The organism is Methylobacter luteus IMV-B-3098, from assembly GCF_000427625.1.
In the GTDB taxonomy this organism is placed as follows: domain Bacteria; phylum Pseudomonadota; class Gammaproteobacteria; order Methylococcales; family Methylomonadaceae; genus Methylobacter; species Methylobacter luteus.
The window spans coordinates 4335257-4351684 of record NZ_KE386569.1 but is presented as its reverse complement, the minus strand read 5'-3'; the positions used below and the strand labels follow the sequence as shown (position 1 = coordinate 4351684).

General features: G+C 51.4%; 15 protein-coding genes. 6 read left to right on the top strand and 9 right to left on the bottom strand.

Going from position 1 to position 16428, the window contains the following annotated elements; translation table 11 throughout:
* Nucleotides 1-32 precede the first annotated feature (32 nt).
* Nucleotides 33-1640, bottom strand: coding sequence for an RNA repair transcriptional activator RtcR (gene rtcR / locus METLU_RS0122555; RefSeq protein ID WP_027160176.1), 1608 nt, complete (start codon nt 1638-1640; stop codon nt 33-35).
* Between the two features lie 177 nt (nt 1641-1817).
* Between rtcR and METLU_RS0122550 the strand changes: the two genes are divergently transcribed.
* Nucleotides 1818-3050: an RtcB family protein gene (locus METLU_RS0122550; RefSeq protein WP_027160175.1), complete on the top strand. Its 1233-nt coding sequence runs from the start codon at nt 1818-1820 to the stop codon at nt 3048-3050.
* Nucleotides 3051-3174: 124 nt separating this feature from the next.
* Here METLU_RS0122550 and ilvC read toward each other — a convergent pair whose 3' ends face one another.
* From ilvC to METLU_RS0122535, 3 genes are all read right to left on the bottom strand, one after another.
* The gene (gene ilvC / locus METLU_RS0122545; RefSeq protein WP_027160174.1) at nt 3175-4191 is read right to left on the bottom strand and encodes a ketol-acid reductoisomerase; all 1017 of its coding nucleotides are present in this window, start codon (nt 4189-4191) and stop codon (nt 3175-3177) included.
* A gap of 75 nt (nt 4192-4266) precedes the next feature.
* Nucleotides 4267-4758 (bottom strand): acetolactate synthase small subunit, encoded by a 492-nt coding sequence (gene ilvN, locus METLU_RS0122540; RefSeq protein WP_027160173.1) that lies wholly within the window; start codon nt 4756-4758, stop codon nt 4267-4269.
* Nucleotides 4758-6494: an acetolactate synthase 3 large subunit gene (locus METLU_RS0122535; protein WP_027160172.1), complete on the bottom strand. Its 1737-nt coding sequence runs from the start codon at nt 6492-6494 to the stop codon at nt 4758-4760. The genes ilvN and METLU_RS0122535 overlap by 1 nt, the downstream gene beginning before the upstream one ends.
* 470 nt (nt 6495-6964) lie before the next feature.
* On the opposite strand from METLU_RS0122535, the gene METLU_RS0122530 reads away from it, so the two are divergent.
* Both METLU_RS0122530 and METLU_RS0122525 read left to right on the top strand, forming a co-directional pair.
* Nucleotides 6965-8224: a 6-phosphofructokinase gene (locus METLU_RS0122530; RefSeq protein ID WP_027160171.1), complete on the top strand. Its 1260-nt coding sequence runs from the start codon at nt 6965-6967 to the stop codon at nt 8222-8224.
* A gap of 96 nt (nt 8225-8320) precedes the next feature.
* The gene (locus METLU_RS0122525; protein WP_051300146.1) at nt 8321-10369 is read left to right on the top strand and encodes a sodium-translocating pyrophosphatase; all 2049 of its coding nucleotides are present in this window, start codon (nt 8321-8323) and stop codon (nt 10367-10369) included.
* 21 nt (nt 10370-10390) lie between these two features.
* Here METLU_RS0122525 and METLU_RS0122520 read toward each other — a convergent pair whose 3' ends face one another.
* Nucleotides 10391-11209 (bottom strand): DUF2797 domain-containing protein, encoded by an 819-nt coding sequence (locus tag METLU_RS0122520; RefSeq protein ID WP_027160169.1) that lies wholly within the window; start codon nt 11207-11209, stop codon nt 10391-10393.
* Between the two features lie 75 nt (nt 11210-11284).
* Here METLU_RS0122520 and ppa point away from each other — a divergent pair, with 75 nt between their 5' ends.
* The gene (gene ppa, locus METLU_RS0122515; RefSeq protein ID WP_027160168.1) at nt 11285-11833 is read left to right on the top strand and encodes an inorganic diphosphatase; all 549 of its coding nucleotides are present in this window, start codon (nt 11285-11287) and stop codon (nt 11831-11833) included.
* A gap of 65 nt (nt 11834-11898) precedes the next feature.
* On the opposite strand, the gene METLU_RS0122510 is transcribed toward ppa, so the two are convergent.
* Together METLU_RS0122510 and METLU_RS0122505 are read right to left on the bottom strand one after the other, a co-directional pair.
* Complete coding sequence (locus METLU_RS0122510; protein WP_027160167.1) at nt 11899-12348, bottom strand: molybdenum cofactor biosynthesis protein MoaE; 450 nt, start codon at nt 12346-12348, stop codon at nt 11899-11901.
* Nucleotides 12349-12350: 2 nt separating this feature from the next.
* A complete protein-coding gene (locus METLU_RS0122505; protein ID WP_027160166.1) occupies nt 12351-12584 on the bottom strand; it encodes a MoaD/ThiS family protein in 234 nt (77 codons plus the stop codon).
* A gap of 190 nt (nt 12585-12774) precedes the next feature.
* On the opposite strand from METLU_RS0122505, the gene moaC reads away from it, so the two are divergent.
* Both moaC and METLU_RS28155 read left to right on the top strand, forming a co-directional pair.
* Nucleotides 12775-13251: a cyclic pyranopterin monophosphate synthase MoaC gene (gene moaC / locus METLU_RS0122500; protein WP_027160165.1), complete on the top strand. Its 477-nt coding sequence runs from the start codon at nt 12775-12777 to the stop codon at nt 13249-13251.
* Nucleotides 13236-13418, top strand: coding sequence for a hypothetical protein (locus METLU_RS28155; protein ID WP_155920681.1), 183 nt, complete (start codon nt 13236-13238; stop codon nt 13416-13418). The genes moaC and METLU_RS28155 overlap by 16 nt, the downstream gene beginning before the upstream one ends.
* 197 nt (nt 13419-13615) lie before the next feature.
* Here the strand turns inward: METLU_RS28155 and METLU_RS0122495 are convergent, their stop codons facing one another.
* Together METLU_RS0122495 and thiC are read right to left on the bottom strand one after the other, a co-directional pair.
* Nucleotides 13616-14446, bottom strand: a complete 831-nt coding sequence (locus METLU_RS0122495; RefSeq protein WP_027160164.1) for a hypothetical protein — start codon at nt 14444-14446, stop codon at nt 13616-13618.
* Nucleotides 14447-14537: 91 nt separating this feature from the next.
* Nucleotides 14538-16403 (bottom strand): phosphomethylpyrimidine synthase ThiC, encoded by a 1866-nt coding sequence (gene thiC, locus METLU_RS0122490; protein ID WP_027160163.1) that lies wholly within the window; start codon nt 16401-16403, stop codon nt 14538-14540.
* Nucleotides 16404-16428: the final 25 nt, after the last annotated feature.

The window sequence follows — 16428 nt, the reverse complement described above, 5'->3', positions numbered from 1 at the left end:
TCATGATAAATGGCTATGGGTATTACCTGGATCTATTGATTGATAGAGCCATCCTGCGCTTGCCATTTTTTAACTGTTTTAAAATCCAGGCAAAACTTGCCAAGAAACTGGATAACCCGGTGGCTGTCGTTGGCGGACGCTTTATTCAACCGGCTGACGTTGAACAATTTCCTGCCGGCTTCCGCGGCGGTCTGCGAGGCTTGGCAGATCTGGATGACGCTGGCCAGTTGCAGCCGGTCAAACAGATCAGCGGGTTCGTCGAGCAACGATTCAATGGCGGCTGCTTCGTTCCTTCCGCCTGATTGCCGCCAATCGTGCCGCAGGCGCCGGATTTCTTCCTCCACTGTCTCTGGCGTAATCCGGCCGCCGTCGCTCAACGTCGCCATGCGGGTAATGCTGGCATTGAGATCGCGAAAATTGCTGTTCCAGGTCGCTTCCGGCGATTTGGCAAAGCTCAGATAGCAGTCCCTGGCCTTTTTATTAAAACCGATCAACGTATTGGCCTTCTGACTGTATTTTTCCAGCTCGTAATCGATATTGGCCTCCAGGTCTTCCAGGCGCTGTTTCAGCGACGGCAATTGATACGACCACAAGTTGATGCGGGCCAGCAGGTCTTCCCGAAACCGCCCCTGCTCGACCTGCTGAAACAGATTGCGGTTGGTGCCGACGATCAATTGAAAGCGGCTGCTTGTTTCTTTGTCGGATCCCATCGGCATAAAGCATTTGTCTTCAACCGCTCGCAGCAGCATGGCCTGTTCGTCCAGGCCCAGTTCGCCGATTTCATCGAGAAACAGCAAACCATTGTCGGCTTCGGCCAATAAGCCTTTACGGGCCGTCGCGGCGCCGGTAAACGCGCCTTTGACATGCCCGAACAATGCCGACATGGCATTGTCGCCACGCAAGGTGGCACAATTGACTTCAACCAGATTCCCCGAAAACTGACCTCGCTTCTTTTTCAGTTGGTAAATGCGTTTGGCCAGCAGCGATTTGCCGGAACCGGACGGCCCAGTCAACAAGATCGGCTCCTGGGAACGGATCGAAACCTTCTCGACTTGCTCAATCATCCTGTTAAACGCCGGATTGCGGGTTTCGATACCGCCTTTCAGATAATGGGTGCCTTCCTGATGCTCCCTGGAGAACCGCGAGGCAATCAGGTCGTATTTGGATAGGTCGAGATCGATGATCTGGTAATGCCCGGCTGCCGTTTCCTGGCGTTGCGGTGGCGAGGTTTGTATCAGGCGTCCCGGCAGATAACGGGCTTCGGTCAACAGATACAGGCAGATCTGCGCGACATGCGTGCCGGTGGTGATGTGCAGCAGATACTGTTCCTGCTCGATGTCAAACGGATAGCTGCGGGCAAAATCCAGCAAGTCGGCATAGACGCTTTCAAAGTCCCACGGATCGGCCAGATTGATAAGGTGATGATTGACCTCGGTTTCCGGCGAGACGGTTTTAATGTCCTGGCTCAACTGATCGGCGATATTTTGGTAATGCCGTTGGAATAACAGCTCCAGTCTGTCAACGACCAGATCCTCGTGCTGGCAGAGCGATAAGGTAGGCCGCCAGCGTTCCCAGCGCTTGCCGTTAAAGCCGCGATTATCGAGTGCTGTGCCGAGCAGGCTGATGACAACGGTTTTCATGCTATCTATTTCGATAAATGGCTATTCGATTAAATAGCAATAACTATAGCTCATCCTTTAGAAAATACCTTTTGCTTGACGTAATCGATTGATACTTCGTGAATAAATTTAAAAATGCCGACCTGGCACCGCATTTGCAATATCAGGATTGCCAGATATAAAAATCAAGGAACAACCATGAGACAACAGAATTATGAAGTCACCCAGATCCCCGGCGGCGTACCGATCAAAACCTGGACACGCGGCGTGCATTTTGAAGAAGAAGCCCGTCAACAATTAATTAATCTGTCGAGATTGCCGTTTATCCATAAATGGATAGCGGCGATGCCGGATGTGCATCTGGGCAAAGGCGCGACCATCGGCAGCGTCGTGCCGACCGTGAACGCGATTATCCCGGCAGCAGTGGGCGTGGACATAGGTTGCGGCATGATGGCGGTCAAGACCGGCGTTCGCGCCGACCAATTGCCCGATTCGTTGCGCGATGTCCGACATGCAATTGAGCGCGCGGTACCGCATGGCCGGGAAATGCAGCGTAATCGCGGCGGACGCGACAAAGGCGCCTGGGGCGAGTTGCCGTATGATGTCGCCCTGGCCTGGTCGAGCTTGGTGGAGTCGTTTAACCGCCTGTGCGAAAAATACAAGCTGCTGAAAAACACCAACAACGCTCATCATCTCGGCACCCTGGGGACCGGCAACCATTTTATCGAAGTCTGCCTGGACGAAAGCAATGCGGTTTGGGTGATGCTGCACAGCGGTTCGCGCGGCGTCGGCAACCGCATCGGCACGCATTTCATCGAGCTGGCGCAGAAGGAAATGCAGCGTTGGCAGATTCAGCTGCCGGATCGCGACCTAGCTTATCTGCCCGAAGGCTCCGAGTATTTTGCCGACTATGTGCAGGCGGTGGAATGGGCCCAGCATTTCGCACGCGTTAACCGCGACGTGATGATGACGCGGGTGTTGAAAACCCTGTCGGCGGTACTGAACCTGAATTTTGAAGCCCGGCTGGCTGCGGTGAATTGTCACCACAACTACGTCAGCCGTGAGCATCACTACGGCAAAGACGTGCTGGTAACCCGTAAAGGCGCTGTGCGTGCGGGTTTGGGTGAATGGGGCATCATCCCCGGCAGCATGGGCGCCAGGTCGTTCATCGTCCGAGGACTGGGCAACGAGGAAAGTTTTTGCAGCTGCAGCCACGGCGCCGGACGAATCATGTCGAGAACGGCGGCGAAAAAGCAGGCGTCGCTTGAACAGCATATCGCTGCGACCGAGGGCGTGGAATGCCGTAAAGACCAGTCGGTGATCGACGAAACTCCGGCCGCCTACAAACCCATCGAACAGGTCATGCAGGCGCAAAGCGATCTGGTGGAAATCATGCACACCTTAAAGCAGGTGGTCTGTGTCAAAGGCTAGCAACGTGATCGAAAGCGACGACGCTCAGGACGAAAGTGGAAGCCCTGTTTTATAAAACCCAAACTCGCAGACAAAAAAAGCCCGTCATAAGACGGGCTTTTTAAAACGGTTAAACTGAATTTGATCAGTTTTTGGTTTTATCAACAATCTGGTTGGCTTTGATCCAAGGCATCATGCTGCGCAGTTTTTCACCGACAACCTCGATCGGATGCTCTGCATTCAGGCGACGTTTGGCCGTCATTTCAGGATAGCCGGTCATGCCTTCCAGGATGAATTTCTTGGCGTATTCGCCGTTTCTGATGTTGTTCAGCGCTTCGCGCATCGCCCAGCGGCTTTCTTCGTTAATCACTTTTGGACCAGTGACATACTCGCCATACTCGGCATTGTTGGAGATCGAGTAGTTCATGTTGGCGATGCCGCCTTCGTACATCAGGTCGACTATCAGTTTCAGTTCGTGCAGACACTCAAAGTAAGCCATTTCAGGCGCGTAGCCGGCTTCAACCAATGTTTCAAAACCGGCTTTAACCAGTTCAACGGCGCCGCCGCACAATACCGCCTGTTCGCCGAACAGATCGGTTTCGGTTTCGTCGCGGAAGGTTGTTTCGATGATGCCTGAACGGCCGCCGCCGATAGCCGATGCGTATGACAGACAGATGTCCTTGGCTTTGCCTGATGCGTTCTGATGGACAGCGATCAGATCAGGGATGCCGCCGCCGCGGACAAATTCTGAACGTACGGTGTGGCCCGGCGCTTTAGGCGCGATCATGATCACGTCCAGATCGGCGCGTGGCGTAACCTGGTTGTAAAGAATCGCAAAACCATGCGCGAATGCCAAGGCGGCACCCTGTTTGATGTTCGGCTCAATTTCGGTTTTATACAGTTGCGCTTGGAACTCGTCGGGAGTCAGGATCATGACCACATCGGCGCCGGCTATGGCTTCGGGCACGTCTTTAACGGTCAATCCAGCGCCCTGCGCTTTCGCCACAGAGGCAGAACTCGCGCGCAAGCCAACGACAACATCAACGCCGGAATCTTTTAAGTTGTTGGCATGGGCGTGACCTTGTGAACCGTAACCGATGATGGCTACTTTTTTACTTTTGATGATTGAAAGATCAGCATCTTTGTCGTAATAAACTTGCATGAGTTTTCCTGTGTTTTAAGTTTTTAAATTTTAAACCAGACCCGGCTGACCGGATTCTGAATAATCAAAGCAGGGCTACAAGTGTAGTCCTTTCTCGCCGCGCGAAATGCCGGTCGGACCGGAACGCACGACTTCAATAATATTGTCCGAATCAATAGCCGCGACGAATGCGTCCAGCTTATCAGAAGCGCCGGTCATTTCAACCACATAGGTTGTCGGCGTCACATCGATGATGCGGCCTCGGAAGATATTGGCCAGGCTTCTGATTTCCTCGCGCGTCTCATCCGTGGTTTTTACTTTCAACATCATCAGCTCACGTTCAATGTGCACGGATTCAGCTAGATCAATAAGCTTGACCACATCGATCAGCTTATTGAGCTGTTTAGTGATCTGCTCGATGACGTCTTCACTGCCGCGCGTGACCAATGTCATTCTGGACAGGCTGGGATCTTCCGTCGGCGCCACGGTCAGCGACTCGATATTGTAGCCGCGCGCTGAAAACAAGCCGGCAACGCGCGATAATGCGCCAGCTTCATTTTCCATCAGTATCGAAATAATATGTCTCATTATGCTAATTCCCTGTCTGTCGGTGTTCCCGGTGCTACTCTCAGCTTCATGTCCTGATGGCCTTTGCCGGCTTCGATCATCGGATATACGTTCTCGGTTCGATCGGTCATGATGTCCAGAAACACTGTGCGGTCCTTCAGCGCAAAGGCCTCTTCCAGCGCCGGACGCACTTCTTCCGGTTTATCGATGCGTATGCCGACATGGCCGTAGGCATCGGCCAGTTTTACGAAATCGGGTATTGTGTCCATATATGAATGCGAATAGCGGCTTTCATAAGAGAATTCCTGCCATTGCCGCACCATACCCATATAGCGGTTGTTCAGGTTAACGATTTTGATCGGCGTATTGTACTGCAGCGCCGTCGATAACTCCTGGATGCACATCTGGATGCTGGCCTCACCGGTCACACACGCCACATCAGCTTCGGGAAAGGCCAGTTTAACACCGATCGCCGCCGGCAGACCGAATCCCATCGTGCCCAGACCGCCGGAGTTGATCCAGCGGCGAGGTTTGTCGAAATGGTAATACTGGGCGGCATACATTTGATGCTGCCCCACATCCGAGGTGATATACGCATCGCCTTTGGTCACTTCATAAAGCTGCTCAATCACATATTGAGGCTTGATCAGGACGCTGTCTCTATCGTAATCCAGGCAGTTGACGGCGCGCCATTTTTCGATCTGATTCCACCAGTTTTCCAGAGCCTTTTTATTCGGCTTCTTTTTGCTTTCCTTGATCAGTTCGAGCATTTGTTCCAGCACCGGTTTCACATCGCCGACAATGGGGATATCGACTTTAACGGTCTTGGAAATAGAAGCCGGATCGATGTCGATATGGATAATCTTGGCGTACGGGCAGAACTGGTCGAGTTTGCCGGTGACGCGATCATCGAAGCGCGCACCGATCGCGATGATCACATCGCTCTCGTGCATGGCCATATTGGCCTCATAGGTGCCGTGCATGCCCAGCATGCCGATGAACTGTTTGTCTGTCGCAGGAAACGAGCCCAGCCCCATCAGGGTATTGGTAATGGGATAACCCAGCAGGTGGGTCAATTCCGTCAATTCCCGACTGGCTTCGCCCAGCACCACGCCGCCGCCTGCATAAATCATCGGTTTTTCGGCGTCCAACAACAGCTCCACGGCTTTTTTTACCTGGCCCTTGTGTCCAGCCACGGCCGGACTGTAGGAACGCATCGTGACTTTTTTGGGGTATTTATAAGGGATCTTGATTTTTGGATCGGTTATATCCTTAGGTATATCGACGACGACCGGCCCGGGGCGTCCCGTTGTCGCCACATAAAACGCCTTTTTTATCGTTTCAGCCAGCTTGGTCACGTCCTTGACCAGGAAATTATGCTTCACGCAAGGCCGGGTAATGCCGACCATGTCGACTTCCTGGAACGCATCACTGCCGATCACTGGTGATGATACCTGACCGGAAATAACAACCATCGGAATCGAATCCAGATAAGCAGTGGCAATACCGGTGACCGCATTGGTCGCGCCCGGCCCCGAGGTCACCAACACTACGCCGGGCTTTCCGGTTGCCCGGGCATAGCCGTCGGCAGCGTGTGTTGCCGCCTGTTCATGCCTGACCAGAATATGTTTGACATCGTCTTGCTGGAAAATAGCATCATATAAATGCAATACCGCTCCGCCAGGATAGCCAAAAATATATTCCACGCCTTCGTCTTTGAGACTCTGAATTACGATTTGTGCGCCATTTAGCTCCACGCTAATTTCCTCAATAAACTTAATAGGACTTTCGATTCAAGTCGATTATATTCGTTTTTCAAAATTCAAGCCCGATGTCACCGGTTTTATTTTGAAAAAAGTTGCATAAACTACTGATATTGTCTTTTTCCGTCAAGATAATCTGGACTATTTTACTAGGTTCTTAATCAAATTGTAATTTTGATCTGATGTTACACACGGACTGTTTTTTTATGCCGTTTACCACGCCGGACACCAAAACTCTTTAGTCTTCCCGACCCAAAGCGGCTAACTATTCGCGTTGGCACGCATTTATTTGTGCCTCGAAGAATATTCGCACTCCATATCTTGCGCGTCTCGGGTTGAATAAATTCGACCCTGCAACTGCATAACATCAGTTTTAATATTTACCGTATTGTTTAAAGCTTGTCTAGCCGATAACAATCCATTATTGTTTGAAAAGTCACGCACTCACATAAGGAATCAATAAAATGTCAATAAAAAATGCTTTCTATGCCCAATCAGGGGGAGTTACGTCCGTCATTAACGCCAGCGCTTGCGGAGTTATACAAACCGCCCGGCAACATCCTGACAAAATAGGCACGGTTTATGCCGGCTTCAATGGCATTATCGGCGCTTTAAAGGAAGAACTGATCGATACCAGCCTTGAATCCGATGCCGCTATTGCCGCTTTAAGACATACGCCGGCCGGCGCTTTCGGATCCTGCCGTTATAAACTGAAAAGCCTGGAACAAAATAAGGCCGAATACGAGCGCCTGATTGAAGTCTTTAAAGCGCACAATATAGGCTATTTCTTTTATAACGGCGGCGGTGATTCCCAGGACACTGCGTATAAAGTTTCACAGTTGGGGGACCAGATGGGTTATCCGATGGTTTGCGTCGGCGTACCCAAAACCGTGGACAATGACCTGCCCATTACCGATACCTGCCCTGGTTTCGGCTCCGTGGCCAAGTACATCGCCGTTTCAATGCGCGAAGCCAGTTTCGACGTAGCCTCTATGTGCTCCACATCTACGAAGGTTTTCGTGCTGGAAGTCATGGGGCGTCATGCCGGCTGGATTGCCGCCGCGGGCGGACTTGCGGCCGATGCGGACAACGATATCCCGCTGGTCATCCTGTTTCCGGAAGTCAAGTTTGATCAGGCCAAGTTTCTGGCCAAAATTGACGAAAAAGTTAAAAAGCACGGCTACTGTTCTGTCGTTGTATCGGAAGGTGTTAAAGGCGCCGACGGCAAATTTCTGGCCGAGGCCGGCGGCACCGACGCGTTCGGTCACGCCCAATTAGGCGGAGCGGCACCAGTAGTTGCCAATATCGTCAAAGAGGCGCTGGGTTACAAGTATCACTGGGCGGTCGCCGATTATCTACAAAGGGCGGCACGCCATATCGCCTCAAAAACCGATGTGGATCAGGCTTATGCCATGGGCAAGGCCGCAGTGGAACTGGCCATCTCCGGCAGGTCGGCCGTCATGCCCACTATCGTCAGGACATCGGATTCGCCTTATCAATGGCACGTAGGCCATGCCGAGCTGAAGGATGTCGCCAACGTCGAGAAAATGATGCCGGCCGAGTTTATTTCAGAGGACGGCTTCGGCATTACCGAAGCGTGCCGCCGCTATCTGCAGCCTTTGATCATGGGCGAAGATTATCCGCCTTATAAAAACGGCCTACCGGATTATGTGACCATGAAAAAACAGATGATCGCCAAAAAATTGGCTGAGTTTTCCATCTAATTTTTAACCGACGCTCTTCTTGAAGAGCTCGGACGCAAGCTCACACCGATAACCACGGAAGCCTGGCATTCCGTGGTTATTTAATAAGGACAGACCATGCTGAACACTATTCCGCTTAACCTGTCACTCGCACAATGGTGCATTCTTTTTGCCCTGCTCGCATCCCTCAGCGCTATTTTGTATGGTCTGATATCGATCAAATGGATTAAAAAACAACCTGCCGGCAACGAGCAGATGCAGACTATAGCCTTGGCTATCCAGCAAGGCGCGCAGGCTTATCTGGCCAGACAGTATAAAGTGATCGCGCTGGTCGGCACCCTGCTCTTGTTACTGATCGGTTTTTTGTTGAATTGGCAGACGGCCGGCGGTTTTGGCCTGGGCGCGCTGTGCTCAGCAATGGCAGGCTTTACGGGCATGCATATTTCGGTTCGCGCCAATGTCCGCACGGCCCAGGCCGCCTACACAGGTACATCTCATGCTTTTCTGATCGCCATCCGGGGCGGCTCCATTACCGGCATGTTAGTCGTAGGCTTAGGACTCCTGGCAATCAGCAGTTATTACAGCCTGTTACAACTGCTAGGTTTTCCGGACCCGCTGCATGCCATGATAGGCGTCGCTTTCGGCGCATCGCTGATCGCTATTTTTGCGCGTCTTGGCGGCGGGATCTTTACCAAAGGCGCTGACGTTGGCGCCGATATCGTCGGCAAAATAGAGGCCGGCATACCCGAGGATGACCCTCGGAACCCGGCCGTGATCGCCGATAATGTCGGCGATAATGTCGGCGACTGCGCCGGCATGGGGGCCGATCTATTTGAATCCTATACCGCATCCGTGATTGGCACCATGCTGCTGACCAGCCTGCTGACACCCGGCAACAATGAAAACCTCATCATCTATCCTCTGGTTCTAGGCGGCATATCGATCCTGACCTCCATGATCGGCATTTTATTCATCAGAGTCGGCAGCAGCGGCAACATTATGGCCGCCTTGTATAGAGGCGTCATTATTTCGACGGCGCTGTCCTTCATGTTGTTTTATGCGCTCACCGAATGGTTGCTCGGCGATACACTCGTTATCGGCATACAGCTCATTCCCTCCATTAATCTGTTTTACTCGGCAATTATCGGACTGGGTTTAATGGCCGCGTTAATGGTTATCACCGAATACTATACCTCCAGCAGGTACGCCCCGGTCAGGCAAATCGCACTGGCATCGACCACAGGAGGCGGCACCAATGTCATTGCCGGCCTAAGCCTGTCCATGAAAGCCACCGCCATACCGGCTATCCTGATCTGCACCGGCATGTGGGGGACTTATCAATTGGCAGGCTTGTTAGGCATCGCCATTGCCGCAACCGGCATGTCGTCATTGACAGGCATTGTTGTCGCGATGGATGCTTACGGCCCGATTACGGATAATGCCGGCGGCATTGCCGAAATGGCAAAAATGCCGCAGGAAATCCGCAAAATCACCGATCCGCTCGATGCTGTCGGCAATACGACCAAAGCCGTTACGAAAGGCTATGCGATAGGGTCAGCCGGGTTGGCGGGACTGGTGTTGTTCTCCGACTTCACGAGCCAGCTGAGCGGCATCATTTGCGACTTGTCCGATTACCGGGTCATCATCGGTTTGTTGCTGGGCGCGCTGATTCCTTACCTGTTCAGCGCCCTGGCCATGGAAGCGGTCGGCAAGGCGGCCGGTGACATCGTCAATGAAGTGCGCCGCCAGTTTAAAGAAATCCCCGGCATTATGGATTACACGGCGAAACCCGATTATTCAAAAGCCGTCGATATACTGACGATTTCAGCGATCAAAAAAATGATTGCGCCGTCCCTGTTGCCTGTGTCCGTACCGATTATCGTCGGACTCTCGTTGGGCAGGGAGGCCTTGGGCGGCGTTTTGATAGGCTCTATCATCACCGGCCTGTTTGTCGCGATCTCCATGACCATCGGCGGCGGCGCCTGGGACAATGCCAAAAAATATATCGAGGCAGGCCATTATGGCGGCAAAGGTTCAGATACGCATAAGGCGGCCGTTACCGGCGATACCGTAGGCGATCCTTACAAGGATACCGCCGGCCCTTCCGTCAATATCATTATCAAAATGGTTAACAGCGTGGCCTTGCTGATCGTGCCTTTGCTGTAGACGAGCCTTTAACCCGATGGACTACGGGGCGGTAAATTCGACCTCGTAGCCGGTAAATTTTCGAATATTGATTACGCCGGTGTCGAGCATCAGGTACTGACCTTTAATGCCATGCAGAACGCCTGAGACTTCGGGTTGTGTATCAAGATTGAAGGATTTGACCTTTACCGGGTAATTGTCCACCGGATAATGAATATCGACCACCTGCTCATGCGTCAGGAATTCAATCGCCTGCGGGCCGAAGCGCTCGCTTATCTCAGCCAGTTCCGCTTTGCACACGACGATCAGCTCATCACGTTTGGCAGTCAGATCGACGGGCTCGGCATGATTTTTCAACATCTGCTGCCAGCTGGTCTTGTCGCTGACATGTCTGGCAATAGCCACCTCGACCAGCCCGGAAATATAGCGCGACTGCACTTTAAGAATCGGCAAGGCCTGGACAGCGCCCTGATCGATCCAGCGCGTTGGAACCTGGTTATGACGCGTAATGCCCACCTTGATGCCGGAAGAATTGGCCAGGTAAACGATATGCGGCTGAAAGCAAAATTCGGCTGCCCACGACGGCTCCCTACAGGTACCTGCCTCATAATGGCAGGTTTCCGGCTTCATAATGCACATATCGCATTGCGCCAACGTAGTAAAACAAGGATAACAATAGCCTTGACTAAAACTTTTTTTGGTCTGCCTGCCGCAATGCACGCAAAAAATCCTGCCTGTATAGACCAGCCTGACCGGCTTGCCGATCAATGGATTCAATGCGATCAACTGATCCGTCAACGGCAATTCATACCGAACCGGATTGTCCAGTTGGGTACGCATTTTTCTTAATTGTCCCTGCATGCAGGTATTCCTCTAAAAAAGCTTATAACAGCTGATATAATGTCATGATTTGATAATCTACTAAAGAGGACACGCATGTCATTAATGAGAGTTTCGTCTGGAAAAGACCTTCCAAACGATATTAATGTTGTAATTGAAATACCTGCCTTCAGCGACCCGGTTAAGTATGAAGTCGACAAGGACACGGGCGCGCTGATGGTTGACCGTTTTATGGGCACCTCAATGCAGTACCCGACCAATTACGGCTATGTTCCGCACAGTCTCTCAGACGATGGTGACCCGGTTGATGTTCTGGTTATTACGCCTGCGCCGTTGTTGAGTGGTTGCGTGGTGCGCTGCCGCCCTATCGGCGTTCTCAAAATGACTGACGAAGCCGGGGCGGATGCCAAGGTACTGGCTGTGCCGGTACAGAAGCTGACGCCATTCTACAACCGCGTCAAGAGCTACGAAGACATCCCCGAAGATAAATTAGCCAAAATCGCGCATTTCTTTGAGCACTATAAAGATCTGGAACCGGGCAAATGGGTAAAAATTGACGGCTGGTTCGGGCTGGAAGAAGCTCAAAAAGAAATCATGTCAAGCATAGAACGCTATAACTCGGCTAAAAAGAAGCCACACTTCTAGGCCTACTTATCATACTAGAGGGGGGCGATGGCAGCGCCCCCACAAAATTTATTCGGCTATCTCTTTCAGCGTTTATAACCATCGGTATTCTTCCCGACCCAGCGCTGATCCTCCGACGTTAAAACTTCCTTTTTCCAGAAAGGCGCTTTCGACTTTAGCGCTTCCATAATATACCGGCTCGCATCAAACGCGTCACCGCGGTGCGAGGTCCAGACCGCCACCAGCACAATCGGCTCATTAGGCAGAATATCCCCCACGCGATGCACGACCAACGCATCGATGACCGGCCACTGTTGCTGCGCTTCGGCAACGATTTTTTCGAGCTGCTTTTCGGTCATGCCCGGATAATGCTCGAGATTCATGGCTTTGACATCATCGCCTTCATTGAAATCGCGCATCGTGCCGATAAAAATATTGGTCGCGCCGAATTTGCCGGACATATGCTGCGCCGCGTTTTGATAAGCCTGAACTTCCTGCCAGGGATCAAAACTCTGCGCATAAATTTTTATCGCCATCGTCAGCCTCCGGTTACCGGCGGAAAAAAAGCCACCTCATCGCCGTCACTGACAACACTGTTCCAGTCCACATATTCCATATTGACAGCCGCCAGCAGATGATTCGGCGCCGCTTTACCGGCATTGGCCCGATGCCAGACATCGCTGACGGTGACAATGCCTGTAAACTCAAGATCGTCTTCCGAGCGTCCCAAACTTTCTTTCAAACTGGCGAAATAACGCACTTTAATTGACATAGTCATTCACGCGGTCATAAAAACAATAGATAATAATACTTTGAACCTCGCCGCGGCAAAACTGCTCAGATAACTGCAAAACGCGCGGGCAAAACAGCTGCCTCGCCCTCTTGCACTTTCTGATATTACATTTATGCAATTAAGCAATTGCCAGAAGGTCTAATTTTTTCAGCGATAATTTTACAGACTTGTGACTCAACTAACCCATTTTAATCAGGCCGGCGAAGCCCATATGGTCGATGTCGGCGACAAAGCTATAACCCAGCGCACAGCTGTCGCCGAAGGCTATATTGAAATGCAGCCTTCGACGCTCAAGCTGATCATCGAAGGCGGACATAAAAAGGGCGATGTGCTGACCATTGCCAGAATTGCCGGCATCATGGCCAGCAAGAAAACCGCCGATTTGATTCCGCTCTGCCACCCTTTGCCCATCACACACGTGGAAATCAGCCTGACTGCGGAAACCGACAAAAACCGCGTACGCTGCCAGACCACGGTAAAAACCAACGGCCAGACCGGCGTAGAGATGGAAGCGCTTAACGCCACGCAGATCGCTCTGCTGACTATCTACGATATGTGCAAGGCTGTAGATCGGGGCATGGTCATCCAATCCGTACAGCTGTTGGAAAAAGATGGCGGCAAATCGGGACATTGGCAGCGCCAATAGCCGTCCGGATACAGGCTTGCCACAATGGGCGAAGCCTGCCAGATCCAGTCCATCATCGTGAACTGGCGCTAGCCGCTGCACAATCGGCTCATGCCAACACTAAAAATGCCGGGGCAGCCATGATGCCGGGCGACAACATTCAAGACTCGACCAGCGGCCTGCCCTGAAAACCGGCAAAAGTGATTTTGAAACGGGCCTGTTGCTGCTGATCGTCTTTATCATCAACCTGCCGTAAAGCTGCTGAAAAGCAAAGCTTGGTGAGATATCGAGCTGAAATGGGAGAATTGTGCGAGTCGGAAAAGACGCCCTGGCTTTTTATACCGCGTAACCTTGGGATCTTGCATTATAGCCATAGGAAAGTTGGCTATGCCTTGTTTTTTCTTAACCCGCTTAATGCTTTAAACAGCTTTCCTGTTTTATTATTATCAGGCTTTTGCTGAGCAAATAATTCATCACGACGAACCAGACTCAGCCATTCCTCATATTCTCGTTGTGTTTCTTCCAATTTGCTGCGAATTATCCTTTTATGCTCACTGGTAATCTCAAGCCGAATGAAATCACTGTCTATTCTGAGCATGAATCGGGCAACTTCGTCCAGCAAACCGTCATCAACTTCTTCAGGCGCGAAGCTCTTTTTATATACGCCAAAATTTTCGTGATTATTGATGAGTATATTTATATTTGATGCGGCATAATCCACTTCAAACTTAAACCGCACCGGAATTTTTCGCGTTACCGTAAATTTAGCATTTTGTACCACATCGATACCTTGAAAATATTTCCATTCAAAAGGCACTTTGTGCGCGCTTAAAAAAGCAACCTCCTGCTCAATCAGACTTTTTCCCTGAAGATGATAGGTAAAGACACCTTCACCCAGGCAAAAGAAATTGACATTGACCTGCATCAGCTTATTGGGATCTACATACCCAATAATACCGTCGGTGTTGATTTTGTAATCGGTTTGGATCAATCGGCCGAACTGGGGATATTTGGAACTGTAGTCATCAATAAAAACAGCCTGTTCAAGATAGGTTAAATGCTCCACCATTTCCTTCATGAACACAAAAATACTTTGCATTTTAGGAAGGATCGATTCCTTATAGCGCGCTGCCAATTCTTGTTCAATATTCTGTTGATCCAGGGCATCATCTTGCTTTCGATTTACCTGATCCCTTAATTGCTCAAGAACCCCCATAATCACTCCTTTAACTTTTATTACAGATTACTGCGGGTAAGTGTAGCGCAGATTTCATGATAAATCTGGGATCTGCGCTACTTTAGGCCTTTTAAATTTTATGATAAATGGCCGCGCCTTCTTCAACAAACTGCTTTGATTTCTCATCCATGCCTTTTGTCAGCGCCTCTTCTTCGGCGATGCCTTTTTCAGCGGCATAATCCCGCACATCCTGGCTGATTTTCATCGAGCAGAAATGCGGACCGCACATCGAGCAGAAATGCGCGATTTTGGCCGATTCCTTGGGCAGGGTTTCATCATGGAATTCGCGGGCCCGCTCGGGGTCCAGGCCGATATTGAACTGGTCTTCCCAACGAAATTCAAAACGCGCCTTGGACATGGCATTATCACGTGCCTGCGCCCCAGGATGCCCTTTGGCCAGATCGGCGGCATGCGCGGCAATTTTATAAGTCACGATGCCTTCTCGCACGTCTTGCTTATTAGGCAGCCCTAAATGCTCTTTTTGAGTGACATAACAGAGCATCGCACAACCATACCAGCCGATATTGGCGGCGCCGATAGCCGAAGTGATATGGTCGTAACCGGGCGCGATATCGGTCGTCAAAGGGCCTAAGGTATAAAAAGGCGCTTCGCCGCATTCTTCGAGCTGCTTGTCCATGTTGACCTTAATCATGTGCAGAGGCACATGTCCCGGACCTTCTATCATGGTTTGCACGTCATGCTTCCAGGCGATTTTCGTCAGCTCGCCCAAGGTTTCCAGTTCACCGAACTGCGCCGCATCATTGGCGTCATAAATTGAGCCCGGACGCAGCCCATCCCCTAATGAGAAAGATACGTCATAGGCTTTCATGATTTCGCAGATTTCTTCGAAATGCGTGTACAGAAAGCTTTCCGTGTGATGTGCCAGACACCATTTCGCCATGATGGAACCGCCACGCGACACGATACCGGTCATTCTTTTGGCGGTCAGCGGCACATGATGCAGGCGCACGCCGGCATGAATCGTGAAGTAATCGACGCCCTGCTCGGCTTGCTCGATCAACGTGTCGCGGAAGATTTCCCAGGTCAGTTCCTCGGCCTTGCCGTTGACTTTTTCCAGCGCCTGATAAATGGGCACGGTGCCGATAGGCACGGGCGAGTTGCGCAAAAGCCATTCGCGCGTTTCATGAATGTTCTTGCCGGTCGACAAATCCATAATTGTATCGCCGCCCCAGCGTATGCCCCAGAGCATCTTTTCGACTTCTTCCTCGATAGACGACGTGACGGCCGAATTGCCGAGATTGCCGTTGATTTTAACGAGGAAGTTGCGGCCGATAATCATCGGCTCCAGTTCGGGGTGATTGATATTGGCCGGAATGATGGCCCGGCCGCGCGCGACTTCGGAGCGCACAAACTCGGGGGTAATAACCGATGGAATCGATGCTCCGAAGGATTCGCCCGGATGCTGATTTTTCCATAACTCGCGCATTTCTTCCATTTTCTGGTTTTCGCGGATCGCGATAAATTCCATTTCCGGCGTAACAATGCCCTGTCTGGCATAATGCATTTGCGTGACATTGACGCCGGCTTTGGCGCGGCGCGGCTTGCGGATATGCTCAAAACGCAGATCGGCGGTCGCCGGATCTTCCAGGCGCTGACGGCCGAATTCCGAGCTCGGGCCAGACAGTTCTTCGGTATCATTACGCTCTGCAATCCAGGCCGCGCGGATGGCGCTCAGGCCTTTTCTTAAATCGACTTCAACCGCAGGGTCGGTATAAACGCCTGAGGTGTCATATACATACAATGGCGGGTTTTTTTCCGCGCCAAACTGGGCCGGCGTATCGGACAGGGTAATCTTGCGCATCGGAACGCGTATATCAGGCCGACTGCCTTGAACATAGATTTTTTCCGACGCCGGATAGGAATCAATTTTGACACTGCTGGTAGCAGACGTAAGATCTTTAAGAACAGCGCTCATGCTTATCTCCAAAATTCAATAAAAC

Bases quoted from the DNA above. Each gene is read 5' to 3' on its own strand.
- rtcR (WP_027160176.1), bottom strand. From the start codon at position 1,640: ATGAAAACCGTTGTCATCAGCCTGCTCGGCACAGCACTCGATAATCGC.
- METLU_RS0122550 (WP_027160175.1), top strand. From the start codon at position 1,818: ATGAGACAACAGAATTATGAAGTCACCCAGATCCCCGGCGGCGTACCG.
- ilvC (WP_027160174.1), bottom strand. From the start codon at position 4,191: ATGCAAGTTTATTACGACAAAGATGCTGATCTTTCAATCATCAAAAGT.
- ilvN (WP_027160173.1), bottom strand. From the start codon at position 4,758: ATGAGACATATTATTTCGATACTGATGGAAAATGAAGCTGGCGCATTA.
- METLU_RS0122530 (WP_027160171.1), top strand. From the start codon at position 6,965: ATGTCAATAAAAAATGCTTTCTATGCCCAATCAGGGGGAGTTACGTCC.
- METLU_RS0122525 (WP_051300146.1), top strand. From the start codon at position 8,321: ATGCTGAACACTATTCCGCTTAACCTGTCACTCGCACAATGGTGCATT.
- METLU_RS0122520 (WP_027160169.1), bottom strand. From the start codon at position 11,209: ATGCAGGGACAATTAAGAAAAATGCGTACCCAACTGGACAATCCGGTT.
- ppa (WP_027160168.1), top strand. From the start codon at position 11,285: ATGTCATTAATGAGAGTTTCGTCTGGAAAAGACCTTCCAAACGATATT.
- METLU_RS0122510 (WP_027160167.1), bottom strand. From the start codon at position 12,348: ATGGCGATAAAAATTTATGCGCAGAGTTTTGATCCCTGGCAGGAAGTT.
- METLU_RS0122505 (WP_027160166.1), bottom strand. From the start codon at position 12,584: ATGTCAATTAAAGTGCGTTATTTCGCCAGTTTGAAAGAAAGTTTGGGA.
- METLU_RS0122495 (WP_027160164.1), bottom strand. From the start codon at position 14,446: ATGGGGGTTCTTGAGCAATTAAGGGATCAGGTAAATCGAAAGCAAGAT.
- thiC (WP_027160163.1), bottom strand. From the start codon at position 16,403: ATGAGCGCTGTTCTTAAAGATCTTACGTCTGCTACCAGCAGTGTCAAA.